Annotated in this window: 11 protein-coding genes and 1 pseudogene; 9 read left to right on the forward strand and 3 right to left on the reverse strand. The window is 54.0% G+C overall.

Annotation, left to right across the window (positions count from 1 at the left end; all coding sequences use genetic code 11):
- Positions 1 to 11: 11 nt before the first annotated feature.
- From NATPE_RS19375 to NATPE_RS21775, 4 genes and pseudogenes are all read left to right on the forward strand, one after another.
- The gene (locus NATPE_RS19375) at positions 12 to 722 is read left to right on the forward strand and encodes a YIP1 family protein (protein ID WP_006180941.1); all 711 of its coding nucleotides are present in this window, start codon (positions 12 to 14) and stop codon (positions 720 to 722) included.
- Positions 723 to 727: 5 nt separating this feature from the next.
- The gene (locus tag NATPE_RS21765; RefSeq protein WP_006180942.1) at positions 728 to 1705 is read left to right on the forward strand and encodes a M48 family metallopeptidase; all 978 of its coding nucleotides are present in this window, start codon (positions 728 to 730) and stop codon (positions 1703 to 1705) included.
- A 348-nt stretch (positions 1706 to 2053) separates the two neighbouring features.
- Positions 2054 to 2405 (forward strand): annotated as a pseudogene (locus NATPE_RS19380) (helix-turn-helix transcriptional regulator).
- A gap of 584 nt (positions 2406 to 2989) precedes the next feature.
- Positions 2990 to 3873 (forward strand): IS1595-like element ISNpe28 family transposase gene (locus NATPE_RS21775; protein WP_015310310.1). Its coding sequence is split into 2 segments (ribosomal slippage): positions 2990 to 3452 and positions 3452 to 3873, totalling 885 coding nucleotides; the frame shifts between segments, so codons are not numbered across the junction.
- A 20-nt stretch (positions 3874 to 3893) separates the two neighbouring features.
- Here the strand turns inward: NATPE_RS21775 and NATPE_RS19395 are convergent.
- From NATPE_RS19395 to NATPE_RS19405, 3 genes are all read right to left on the reverse strand, one after another.
- Complete coding sequence (locus NATPE_RS19395; RefSeq protein ID WP_015310311.1) at positions 3894 to 4388, reverse strand: hypothetical protein; 495 nt, start codon at positions 4386 to 4388, stop codon at positions 3894 to 3896.
- A complete protein-coding gene (locus tag NATPE_RS19400) occupies positions 4385 to 5248 on the reverse strand; it encodes a ParA family protein (protein WP_006180944.1) in 864 nt (287 codons plus the stop codon). The genes NATPE_RS19395 and NATPE_RS19400 overlap by 4 nt, the downstream gene beginning before the upstream one ends.
- 244 nt (positions 5249 to 5492) lie before the next feature.
- Entirely contained in the window at positions 5493 to 6758 is a 1266-nt protein-coding gene (locus NATPE_RS19405; RefSeq protein ID WP_006180945.1) for a Cdc6/Cdc18 family protein, read from the reverse strand.
- Between the two features lie 508 nt (positions 6759 to 7266).
- Between NATPE_RS19405 and NATPE_RS19410 the strand changes: the two genes are divergently transcribed.
- From NATPE_RS19410 to NATPE_RS19430, 5 genes are all read left to right on the forward strand, one after another.
- Complete coding sequence (locus NATPE_RS19410) at positions 7267 to 8082, forward strand: IS5-like element ISNpe14 family transposase (RefSeq protein ID WP_015298633.1); 816 nt, start codon at positions 7267 to 7269, stop codon at positions 8080 to 8082.
- A gap of 630 nt (positions 8083 to 8712) precedes the next feature.
- Complete coding sequence (locus NATPE_RS19415; protein ID WP_015310312.1) at positions 8713 to 9879, forward strand: ISH3 family transposase; 1167 nt, start codon at positions 8713 to 8715, stop codon at positions 9877 to 9879.
- Positions 9880 to 10176: 297 nt separating this feature from the next.
- Positions 10177 to 10533: a calcium-binding protein gene (locus tag NATPE_RS19420; RefSeq protein WP_006180949.1), complete on the forward strand. Its 357-nt coding sequence runs from the start codon at positions 10177 to 10179 to the stop codon at positions 10531 to 10533.
- 162 nt (positions 10534 to 10695) lie between these two features.
- A complete protein-coding gene (locus NATPE_RS19425) occupies positions 10696 to 12108 on the forward strand; it encodes a DEAD/DEAH box helicase family protein (RefSeq protein ID WP_006180950.1) in 1413 nt (470 codons plus the stop codon).
- Entirely contained in the window at positions 12095 to 13426 is a 1332-nt protein-coding gene (locus NATPE_RS19430) for a DUF790 family protein (RefSeq protein WP_006180951.1), read from the forward strand. The genes NATPE_RS19425 and NATPE_RS19430 overlap by 14 nt, the downstream gene beginning before the upstream one ends.
- The last annotated feature ends 40 nt before the right edge of the window (positions 13427 to 13466 follow it).

Here is a 13466-nt window from a genome sequence, read left to right on the forward strand (position 1 = left end):
CGTTCAACACAATGCCGCCCTTCACACCACTTTTCCACCCTGATCGGTTCTTCGCCGAGCGGGACTTCCGCACCAGACGCATTATAGCCGTCAGTCTCCTACTTGTCTTCTCGCACCCGATCGGGGTATGGGGTATCAGTTGGATACTCCAGGATCGTATTGACGGGACAGTTATGATCGATAATCCAAACCGACCGTCAGAGAGTTTCTGCAAGGCTTCCCCGGGATCAATAGAGACAGGGTGTGATGCACCCGCTCAGGTTGACCGAAACGTCGATACTCTCCTCTCAGAGGCTACTGGTCAAGTCATCGGACTTGTCTTCCTTGGCATACTCATTGTGATCGTTCTAGCAGGCTGTCTGCTCCATGCGGGGTCATGGTTGCTTGGCGGTGAGGGCGGGGCAGCGACATCATTCGCTGTCGCGATCTGGGGGCTGGTCCCGATCCTGTTCAATCTTCTCCTCGGTGTTGGCCTCCTCTACATGATGATTGACCCTGTGACGGTGACGCCAGATAGTAATCCGACCGTGTGGATGGACGAGTTCCGAGCGGACCTCAAACCGTTAGAACAGTTGAAACCGCTATTCACCGGAATCACAACTCTGTGGAGTGGGATAATCTGGCGATTTGGACTTCTGCACAAACGAGGGTTAGCACCGGGAGAGGCGACCGGTCTGGCCGGAAGTGTAGCATTGGTCTTCTGGTTACTCACCCTCATTTAACTACCATGCCCTCCAGACCAACCACTCTTCAATTACGGATGGTCGCTGCCCTCCTTGGACTCGCCCTCGTCTTAGTTGGATTCCTTGTGGGTGTTTGGGTTGTGTTCTACGGTGTGCTCGTCCTTCTTGAGATTGCGAATGCCCTTCAGATAGCAGTCATTGTTACTGTTGCAACGCTTGTGACGATCGGCTATCTCGAGTACAGGCAGCTCGAAACGATCGAACGACGTGCAGATGCCTATCCAGTGGATCGAGAGACGGCACCGGAATTGTATCAAATAACAACGCGAGTTGCTGCCCAACTCAACGTCCCTGTCCCAACGATTGCTATCTCAGACCGAGATGTACCTGAAGCATTAGCGATTGGGTTCCGACCAGAAAACATCCATCTGGTGCTCTCTCTTGGGACAATCAAGGCACTGGATGGACAGGAGGAACTCGAGGCAGTGATTGCGCACGAACTCGCTCACGTCAGAAACCGAGACGCGATGATCATGACGGTTGTGTCACTTCCTGTTGTTCTCGCTAATGGACTGCGATCACGAATCACACAGATAGAAAATCCAGGGGCAGTTGGTATTGTGACCGTACCGCTTGGGTTTTTATCAACCGGCGTTTGGGTTGTCGGGAGAACGATCACAGCTCGTCTGTCTCGAGCCAGAGAACGAGCGGCAGATCAGGCAGCGACGGAGGTTACCGGATCACCTGCTGCCCTCGCCATCGCACTCCAACGACTCGATGACGAAATCGCAGACACACCGACTCGTGACCTTCGTGAAGCTTCGAGTGTCTCTTCGTTATCTGTTCTGCCACTTGATCCAAAGGAACCTGAAAAAGTCATGCTTGGACCAGACGGAGACACTGAGCCGTCGTATTGGTGGCTCAGACGGTGGACACACCGACTCAAACGCTATCTCTTTGGAACACACCCACCAACCGACGAACGAATCAAGGCGCTCTCAGAACTCGAGCGCAAACAGTGAACCGCCTCGAGGCACTCGGCCTGCCCTTCCTATAGAGAAGAAGGACTTACAGTCTTCCGTGTTCGGGACGGTATTATCGCCCAAGAAGACTACCGTCGGCGTACTTTTCCTCGTACTCGGTATCGTCGGCGATAAGACTCTGATAGTCCACTCGAGCATGACTCCGTGTTCTCAAGGTCTTGACGCTAGCTGGAGTGTACTGCATCTAGCAAGACGGCGAGAGACTCGAGAGTGGCACCGCGGTCGAATCGACAGTCGACGAAAAGCGCTTTTTAACGGCTCGCCTTGTCTTGAATGTAGTATGGATGCACTCCTGCCTATAGCAGTACATACGGCGAGGTGGCCACCATGAGCAGTTCCACGGCCGAAGCCGAACTCAACGAGGACGAGCGAGCGGGTCTCGAGCTCATCCGCGAGTCCGGCGGCATCCACCAGAGCGATTTCTGGAAGGAACTGGAATTCTCCTCGCACAAGGGCAGTCGGATCGTCGAATCGCTCGTTGAAAAGGAACTGGTCGATCGAGAGGAAACCGTTTACAGGGGCCACAACACCTACTTCATCTCGCCGACCGCACGAGACCTCGATTTCAGACTGCTGATGGCCGGCAATATGCTCTCACCGTTTGTCGGTGAGGAAGATGATTGATCCTAACAGTGACGCCTTCTCGCAGTGGATCATGAACCTCGCGTACGAGGAGTAGTAGTCACGATCGCCGCTCGAAATCGAGGCAGGTCCATTTCTCTTTGTCTACGGTAGAGCGTGTCATAGAATAGTTCTCAGGAGGCGTTGTTCACGGTTTCGCCCTTGAGCAAAACCCATGACTGACGAAATTCATAGGATTACACGCGAATTGGAAGCTGTATAATCGCCAAGTTGAGGGTATGAGACGTATTCTATGACACGCTATACGGTATCTTGGTAGACGAACAGTTGATCACGCCCCATCACGGCCTTCTTTGACAGAGACCCTAACAGTGTTTTGAGTGATACTGATCAGTTTAACTGGCCAGTATTACTTCCCGATGGCGTCGGGTCTTCTTCCTCTCGAGGAATAGTTGCAAGCCCAGTCGATACTGCTGGCGTCCTCACATTCTGCCTTGCTGTAATCGGGATTGCTACCTTCGATACGCCACTTCTGACAAGGGGGATCCTCATCGGTGTTGCGACACGATGACGGTGTGCTCAAGTCACATCACAGTCAGCTTTCGGATTGGCCGGTCTAAGGAACGCTCATCTCGATAAGTCGTAACATCAATTTTCCTTACTCTCCAAGTGTCTTCCAAGATGGACGAGAAGTCTGCGCAAGTGTTCCTTCCACCACGTGAGCGGTGCTTTGAACGTCTCCGTCTCGCCCGCTTCGGCGAGACGGTGACGTGTGTCCATTGCGAGAGTGACGACGTTGTCAAGCGCGGAACAACCGGAAAAGACGCCCAGCAGTACTGGTGCAAGGGGTGTGAGACGTACTTCAACGACCTCACAAACACGATCTTCGGCCAACATCGCTTCGAACTGGAAGAGATGTTCTATATCGTCAAGGAGATGCGATCTGAGCCGACCGCTCAGATCGCTCGTGACCTTGGCCGAGACTACGAAGCTGTTCTCAACTTCGTTCACAAAGTCCAGGATGTGAGCGGGGAGATCGATGAATTTGAGCTGTACGATGTCTGTGAAGCTGACGAGATCTACGTAACAGCTGGTGAGAAAGGGATCGAAGACGAGGATCAGAGTCCGCGCAAGCGCGGACTCAAAAAAAGGGACGAGGACGATTCGAATCAGACAAACCACCGGTGTTGACACTCGTCCGTCGGGATGACGGACGAGTTCGGTTTCTCGTCTGCAAGGATCTCCAAGACGCCGACGAAGACATCGCTGAATACGGTGATGGAAGCGTCATCCTCTGTACCGATGATTACACAATCTACGACGAGATCGAGGAGAAGGAGGGGGTGGACGGCCATCTGGCCGTCACCCACTCCGACACCTACGTCATCGGCGATGCCCACACGAACACCTGTGAGAACCGCCACAGCTTCCTTCGCCAGTGGCTGGCGAAGTTCAGAGGTGTCTCAAAACATCATCTCCAACGGTATCTCAATTTCCTTGAACTGAAACTCAACGAACCAGATAGCTGGTTCGAGAAACTCCTATGTTACAATGTATCGGGATGAGCGCTAAGGAAAAGAAAGTGTTAGAAATCCATACCCCACTCGCGGAGAATATCCTCAGCGTCGTCTAAATTTTGCATCCCGGCGAGGTATATCGCTTCTCGAGCATCGAGCTTATAGAGATCATCGTCAAATCGGTCCTCAAGATCACGGCGTGCCTGTTTCTCTTTATCCTCGGTATCCTGGTAGACGAACAGTTGGTGCACACCCCCATCACGGTCTTCTTTGACTGAGTCTCTAACAACTATTCGTGGTAAGTCTGATCGGTCAAACTGACTGGTATTACTTCCAGACTGCGCCGGGTTTTCTTCCTGATCGATCTGGTCAGTCTGTCCAGTATTACTGACTGTATCTTTTTGCTCACCATCCCAATCAGACTGATCAGCATTACCAGTATTACTGCCCATCTTTTTTTGTTCTTCTGACTGGCCAGTAGTACTGACTTCTTCTTCCTGTTCCTCTGGTTGGTCACTCTGTTCAGTCTCGTCAGCAAACGGGTTTTGGCCACCAGATTTCATGCTGTGACCTCTGTCGTCGCAAATTGATCGGCAATGAATTCGGCTAGCTCGTCGAACTTCTCGAGCGTCGGTTCTTCGTAATCGCGAAGATCGCGGTAGTCATCATTCTCCGCGAGTTCGTAGATCGACACTTGGTTGTCCCACGCATCACCAAGCATCGATCCACGCTCGCCGATCGACACAGGGGCGATCGGTAGCGACTCCTCCTGGAGTGCATTGAGATATTTCTGGTTCACGTTCGTTCCTTTGACCTTGTTCGGGACGGCACCGAGAACACCGACGTCGATATCTCCGAGTTCAGTCTCGAGGCCGCTCACCACATCACGGAGGCCCTGAACACTCCGTTCGCCTTTCGGAGATGGTTCGAAGGGGATGAGAAGGTTCGACGTTGCGTAAACCGCGTTGTACAGGTGTTGTCCCTCAGACGCTGGTGGGTCAATGATGATAACGTCGTATTCTGAGGGAATACCAGCGTCGACGAGGACCTGTCGGAGCTGCTTTTCCTTCTCAAACTCCCCCTCGAGACTCGTCTGGTCCTCGAGTTCCTTGGCCGTCGTGAGGAGATCAGCAAGGTTGCCGAGATTATTGTGGCTTGGAACGAGATCGACGCCTTCAGTCGACTGGATGAGGTCATGAAAATCGCCTCGTGGTCGGTCAACCATATGGAGCACGAGATTGTCAGCCTCGCTATCAGCTTTCAGATCATCGAGACCGAAGTGATTGGTTAGGCCGCCATCCTGCGGATCCATATCGATCCCGAGAACTTTCATTCCTTGATTCGCGTGCGCACGCATGAGGTTAGCCGCAAGCGTCGTCTTTCCGACGCCACCCGCCTCGGACCAGACTGTATACGGAATCATACACGCTAAGCAGATGGTCTCCCAATATAAAAATACTAGCCAGACAAGACAGTATTGCTGGCCAGTAATACTGCCCAGTGTTACTAGCCAAAATAGAATACGAACGTCCGAGCATTTCAGTCAGTAAGTTTATAGGAAATCAAGAGTAGCGCCACTCGCTGATAAAGCGTCAAGAAGAGATCATAGCCGCAGTTATAGGATGAACAGGCGCAAAGCCTCCGCTTCAGCGCGGGGTGGGTGTCAATCAGACGAGATTTTTGGCAGTCGCGATGTCTGTTAAATCCTCAACGACATCATCAATCCGGTTATCTTCTCCAAGAATATCTAATGTTGCCTCCAAATCAGTTTTCACCTCAAAGCGGTAGTGTGATCCGCCCTGAATCCCCCGGTTCCGTGTTTCCACGATAAGGAACCCCTGCATCCCGAGAGATTGCAAGTGATCGCGAACCCGTCGTTCGACAAGCTGATTTGAATCGAGAATAGCAGCGATATCCTTGTATTTCTGATAGACTTGTCGTGTTCGTGCCGGTGTTTCTTCGTCTATCTCGAGGGCAACAACAGAAAGCAACGCTAGCTGGTCCTGTGTCGTCAGGCTCCGCATTCCTTCTTCGATTCGCTTTCGTTCTAAGATATCACGTGCTTCGCGAACATGTAATTCACAAATCACTTCATCATCGTTGTTTAGGGCGAGTTCTCCTGCCTTGTACAGCAATCGGATCGCTTGCCGGGCACTGCCTTCGTCTTGAGCGGCAAATGCTGAGCAGAGTGGGATGACATCGCCATCAAGAACACCGTCGACAAATGCACGTTCGGCTCGGCGTTCTAGAATACTCGTGAGTTGATTAGCGTTGTATGGTGCGAACTCGATCTCGCTATCGTACAGTGAATCTTTGACTTTTGGAGAAAGATTGTCACGGAACTCTAGATCATTGCTGATACCAATAACAGAAATCCATTGGTTCCCAAGATGGCCGTTCTTCCTGGCCCTCGGAAGTTCGTATAAAAGGTCATCATTGCTACCAATCGAGTCGATCTCGTCAATGACAATAATGATTGTTTCATTGAGGCCGCGTAATTCATCATAGAGCAGGTCAAACATACTCTGTTGATCAATGCCGCTCGGCTTCTTAGACCCGTCACGAATTTCCTTGATGAGGTGCGCAGCGAGCTGATAGGATGTTGATTGATTGTTCGCGCTGGTTTTGATGACGCTTAATTCCAAGTCGTCCTGAGAGTTCGCATACTCGTTTAGGAGATCAAGTTCGTGATCAATGGCGACTGTTTTACCTTGACCTGTTTTACCATAGAGAAATAGATTGTGAGCGTTAACACCGCGTGTTGCGGGGGCGAGCGCATTCCGGATTTCATCGAGTTCTTTTTCCCTCTCTGGGAGTTTCTCAGGTTGCCAGTCCTCTTTCAAGACAGACTCATCAGAAAATATCTCGACTGTACTGCCGTATGGATTGCTGTTGAGGCCCGTATCAGATGAATTCGCTCCGTCGCCGGACATTACATGTGGGACCAATGTAATGAGTGATTATAAACCCCCGTGTCCGGTGTGTCCAGTGTGTCCGCATACTCGATTCTTTGTATACCCCCACACCCCACCATGTCCGCATAATCTTGTGAGAAAGAACCCCTGCTTCACGTAGAACCAGCGAAGGCTCTAGAGAAGAGAAAGAACTAAGTTAAATCTGATACAACCAAACCCGCACTAGCGAAAATCCAACTAATTAATAATATGATATAACGAAAACCGCTGTAGTGCGGAGCGTCTGACACTCTTGCGGATAGATTATGCGGACGCGGTGGGGGGTCCCTCTTGTGTTGTTCTCTTACTATTGCTCTCTTCGGAGGAATTATGCGGACACGGTGGGGAGGGGGAGCTACTCACCACAGGGACTTCTACAGAGATACAGCGAGAGTTGCTCTGTTGCAGCGTCGAATAGCACCAGTTTCAGCCTTGTTCTCGGCTGATTTCCGTGAGGCTTGTGGGGAATTGGACGCCGTCTTGCGATATGAGGTCGAAACGGCCGATCATACGGCAGTGTAAGAATCTTGCCAAACAGCACGTGGATAACCCTGACGAACCCGCTGCGCCGGACGGCGCCAGCGGGTTCGCCGAGTGGACTCAGATCGCGTTTATCCTCTTGCATGCGGAACTCGACAAAGATTTCCGAGAGACTGAAGCATGGTTCAATGACTCCAGAGCCATCCGTGAAGAGCTTAACATCGACAAATCGCCGGATCACACCACGCTCTGTCGATGGGAGCAACAGGTCGACATGCGTGAACTCCGCAGCCTGCTCCGCCGCAGTGCGGAGCAGGCTGGCTGGTCGGGAACAGCAGCAATCGACGCCAGTGGCTTCCAGCGAGATCAAACCAGCTATCATTACCGGAATCGTGCTGGCTTCTCGTTTCACAAGCTGAAGACAACGATTTTGGTCGATACAGAGTCACTGGCGATCAAAGACGTTCATTTCACGACGAAGCGCAAGTGGGACGGACACATCGGCTTGCAGGTCTATCGGCGCAACGCCGAAGACCTGCAAGAGTTCCTTGCAGATGCGAACTATTCGTGGTCAGATCTCAGAGAGGAGTGTCGCGCTGGCGCGACACGACCGCTAATCAAACACAGGGAGCACAATGCGCTGAAGAAAGCGCATAACGCTCGGATGGACGAAGATCTGTACCATCAGCGGACACTGAGTGAGACTGCGTTCTCACTGCTGAAGGATGACGGTGAGAAGTTACGCTCTCGGAGCTGGCACGGCCAGTTCCGAGAGCTCACGCGCAAGTGTATCGTGCATAACCTATCGCAGGCGGCGAGTTAGGGCTCGCCGCCTGCTCTCTTTCTCTGGACGTATCCGCCAGAGACATCGCCGTCATCCACGTACGGGTTCTCACAAAGTGACCTAATTCTGATGGTTGCAGAATCAACGAACTGTACTCCTCCCACATCATCCAGATCTCAAAACAATCAGTACAGGAGTTCTAACGCCATCTACCTGGATATCAAAATTTCAATACTGCCGCCGTCTTGCGTTCAACAGAGCAGCGAGAGTGCCTCGGGGTCGTTCAGACGACCTCCGGCCTTCCGTGACGAAGCGAATCAGCAATCTGTGATGTCTGCAAAATCGTCGATTTCGCTTGATGGCGAGAGAGCGTTATTCCCTCGAATCACTTGACCCCAAGGCTTCACCTTGGGACTTGTCCTCAAGGAGCTTTACACAATTATGCGGACATGGTGGGGCCCCCTCATTTCAGAACCTTCCGTTTCATCGGTCAAACACTCACCATCAGAACCGGTACTGTCTGATCCAGCGACTGCTTTCGCACGCTCGAGCTCACGGATCTCTCGCTGAGCCTGTCGTTCGAGCAGTTCGGCTCGGCAATAGCGTGCACGTTGGTTAACCTCAGTACCTCACAAAGCCGGTTAGTTAGAACGTCTGCTTGCTGATGGTGTGTTCAAGACCAAGCAAGCAGACAATGAGATCCACGAAGACCAGCTCCTTAACTTTCTCGTCAACACGCTCAGCGATGAAATCGATCTTGATCTCGGCGATAATGCTGAAATCGACGCTGAGGAAATCTACGAGGTCCTCGTCGGCGCATGCGCCGACGGGACCTCGGTCTCTACGCTGTGTGGTTCCAGCGAGAACTCACCGCCTGCAAACACGATCCTTTACCACCTCCGGACGAAGTTCGAGCCGGAACGGCTCGAACGAGTCGCTAACACGCTTCTTCGTCGGGATATCGTCGAACTGCTCCCCGAGCAGGTGGAGGTCTGCGCAGACCTCCACCTGCGGCCCTACTACGGTGACGAAGACGACACAGACGGCCTCTACCACTCCGAAGCCAAGCGCGGAACCACCGCGTTCCACGCCTACGCGACACTGTACGCGCGTGTGAAGAACAAGCGACACACGCTGGCGGTGCGCCGTCTTGAAGACGGCGACACCGCCAGCAGCGTCCTCGCGGAGTTTCTTGGAGTACTCGACGGCCTTGACACCGAGGTCAAGGCCGTCTACCTCGATCGCGGCTTCTACGACAGCAAGTGTCTCACGCTACTCCAGGCGCACAACTACGCCTACGTGATGCCGATCATCCGGTGGGGGAAGGCGATTCAGCAGGAACTCTCGGAAGGATGGAGTCGCGTCATCGACCACGACCTGACAGGGAAACTCGACGGTCACAGCTGGACCGTCGAGTTTCCCGTCTACATCGACTGTACATACCTGAATGGACGGTACGACGAGCACGGCGTGGCGCGTCACGGCTACGCCGCTGACGCGCCGTTCATCGACACACCACGCCAGGCTCGATACCACTACACCAAACGGTTCGGTATCGAATCGAGCTATCGCCTATCCGAGCAAGCGATAGCGACGACAACGACGCGAAATTCGACGGTGAGACTGCTGTACGTCGTGGTGAGTCTGCTGTTGCAGAACGCGTGGCGGTACCTCCACTACGAATACGTGGCGACGCCCCGCCGAGGCGGGCGTCGCCTCTGGTGGTGGCCGTACAAGGAGTTCGTCAATATGGTTCGGAGGGCTGCGTGGACGGCCCTCGCGGTGCGTCGGGCCGTCCCCGCAAACCGGCCACCTGACGACCGGTTCCACCGGTAGTCACTGACCGAGCCCGCTTCTTCGTGAGTGGCAACGCTGTCGCGTCGGCGGCTGACCGCCGCCGACAGCGACAGCTCCGCCTTCGCTCAGCGTCGCTCAACCGTTACCGACGACTCATCACAGCAGAACAGGTGGCTCAGGTCAGGTCAACTGGCGATGCTTTGTGAGGTACTGAACCTTGTCCAGTGACTCAGATCTGTTCTACGGGCGGATCGAGCGTCTCTTGGATTGGTTGGCAAGTGGTTTCAGCCACCCCCTACCCCGAGCATCTTGAGGCTAGAATGAGTACTGGTGGATATGTCATGGACCGAAAAGGAGGAAGAACGGGAAGAGCGCATTAAAATGCGTATCACCGTCGATACATACAGCGCCGAAGAGCAGGCGTGGGGATGGTACGCCTATTTGGACGATATGATGGACTTCCCGTTCCAAGCGCGCTGTGTCTCCGAGCGAGAGGAGTCTCCCCTCAAGGAAGGCGAAACGATACGCGTGATTGGAATGTCCCCGACAGATCCGACTCTCAGCCAGATGTTCGTGACGATAGAGTGGATGGACAGAGAACTTGGCGTACCGCTAGAGCAACTGGAACCTCTCGAAACCGGTCGTGACACAGAACAAGCGATTGCAGACTGGCAGTACTGGCTCGACCGCTAACAACCGTGGCTCCTGACTGGGCTATCCACAACCGTGACCCCTCTCGGAGTCCAGCACCAAGGCACTCGCCTGTTTGTAGAAGGACAAGACGGACGAATGCCTCAGTGGAACCCAAGAAACCCACATATTGAATCCGGTCGGGGACCTCTGTCTATACACTGAATGCGAGTCGAATTCGACGACGGGACGCTCCTACTCCGTGATGCCCCCGACGATATCCCCTATGCGGAGTGGGACGACCGCGTCGACGAGTACCGAACGCAAGCATATCGATATCGATCCCTCCTCGAATGGGTAGGCGCCTGGTCGGACGGAAACGAGCAGGCAACGCTTCAGGACGGCTTCGCTCACGCTCTCGAAGACACCGCGCGGGCCTATCCTGCCCTCGATCTCACGCCACCGCTCCACATCGAGCCACGTGACTACCAGCAGGCCGCTCTCGACGCCTGGATCGACCATGGCCGCCAGGGGAGTGTTGTTCTCCCGACTGGCAGCGGGAAGACGTTTCTTGGGCTGCAAGCAATTGCTGACGCCGGCGTGAGTGCGCTCGTCGTGACACCAACGATTGACCTGATGAATCAGTGGCACGCCACACTCACCAACGCCTTTGGCGATCACCTCACAGAACCGATCGGCGTTCTCGGCGGCGGCAGCCACGAGGTCACCGCAATCACCGTCACTACCTACGATAGTGCCTACCGCTACATCAACGAATACGGCGACCAGTTCGGCTTACTCGTCGTCGACGAGGAACATCACCTGCCGGCGCCGACCTACCGGCAGATCCCCGAAATGACGATCGCACCGTATCGGCTGGGACTGACCGCTACCTACGAACGGCCTGACGGCAAGCATGAACTCCTCGAGGATCTCATCGGTCCGGTTGTCTATGAAGAGGCTGTCGACGAACTCGCTGGCGAGTACCTCAGCGAGTACGAAACCATCCACATGTCTGTCGAGCTCACGGCCGAGGAACGGGAGACATACGACGAGGAGTACCAGCACTATCGCGACTACGTCGATAGCCACGAGTTCGACCTCTGGAAAGAGGAGGGTTATCAGGAGTTCCTCAAACGGACGTCCTACGATCCAAAGGGGCGGCGGGCACTCATCGCCAAGCAGCGCGCCGAGCGTATCGCCCGAACGGCAGAGAAAAAACTCGAGACACTCGACAACCTGCTCAAACGTCACCACGATGACCGCGCGATTATCTTCACTGCGAACAACGACTTCGCCTACGAAATCTCTCAGGAATTTATCGTCCCCTGCATTACCCATCAAACGAAGACGGACGAGCGCACCGAGATTCTCGAGCGGTTTCGGACTGGCGAGTACTCGATGCTGGCAACGTCACGGGTGCTTGATGAGGGGATTGACGTTCCCGCTGCGAACGTGGGGATTATCCTGTCGGGAAGTGCTTCGAAACGGCAGTATGCCCAGCGGCTTGGACGCATCCTCCGGCCGACAGATGACCGCCAGCCAGCACGCCTCTACGAAATCATCACGGCAGACACGATGGAAACGTACGTATCCCAACAGCGCCGACAGGGGGTGACGACGAATGCTGACGGCTGACCTGGCTCGCTCTCGTACCACCGGCGATGCAATCAAGCCGCTGTTTATCGATCCAACGGATGAGAACTACCGAGAGACGGCACGCGAACTCATTGCGCTGTTCGATGCCCATCTCGGTGAGCCGAAAGGCGATCTCGAGGATGCGATTGACGAACTCACCGTGGCGGATACCGACTACAAGATCGTCCAGGGACTGGCGAAACTGCTTCTGGACGAGTGTGAGTTCGAAGTCAGATCTCCAGTCGAGCCTCGTGAGATCCGCCAGCGCCTGTTCGAGAAAGCTAACGAACGGTATCCGGTTGTTCGCCAGCCTACGCTCGGTGACGACACACAGAAGATAGAGGTGTATAGTGCAGTTGCTGATGAGTTGGGTATCTCACTCGAAGCATGCTACCGCGGGATGTATGCTGACCTCGAGGAGAACAAACGACTTGTCCAGATCGGCACGCGGACCGCTGACCAGTATGCCGGTGCTGGCGAGCAATCGACCACAACGACGACACTGACTGGCAGTAGTGACGGCGAGTACGAACACACTGATCTGACGGTCGACTGGCTGGTCACTCGCTACAATCTTGCGCTCGCCCAGGCGGTCCTCTACGACGCAACCGAGATGCGAATCCGTGTCTGGGATCATTTCGGGACGGTATTCAGCTATGTCAAACTCTTCGGACTGATGCATCGGATCTATCCGATCGATTCTGATGGCAAGCGTGTCGAACGAACCGACCATGCCGATGGCTACGAGGCCATACTTGACGGTCCAGCGTCGTTGTTCTCTCAATCACAAAAGTATGGCATCCGGTTGGCGAATTTTCTGCCAGCATTGCCCCTCTGTGACCGCTGGGAGATGACTGCTACAGTACTGATCGATGAGACAGCGGGTGAGACACGGCAACTCAGACTGTACGACACTGACGGACTCGATTCACACTATAGTACCGGCAGGCAGTTCGATAGCGATCTTGAGCAGACACTCGCCCAGAAATGGGAGCGAGCGACCACGGACTGGGAGTTACTACGCGAAAACGATGTATTTGACCTCGGTGATGAGGTGATGATCCCCGATTTCGCGATCGAGCATCCGGATGGCCGGCGAGCGATTCTCGAGATCATCGGATTCTGGACACCCGAGTATCTCGAGTCGAAGCTGAAGAAAATACGCCAAGCAGATGCTGAGAATCTCCTTGTCGCAGTCTCCGAACAGTTAGACTGCTCGAATGATGACTTCGGTGAAACGAGCGAGCGGGTGCTCTGGTTCAAGACCGGAATTCATGTCTACGACCTGGTTGAACTGGCAGAAGAGTATTCGATTTGAGAACGGAACTCTCAGTATGTTTTCGACTGGCAGATGATTC

Source organism: Natrinema pellirubrum DSM 15624 (assembly GCF_000230735.2).
GTDB classification, from domain to species: Archaea; Halobacteriota; Halobacteria; order Halobacteriales; family Natrialbaceae; genus Natrinema; species Natrinema pellirubrum.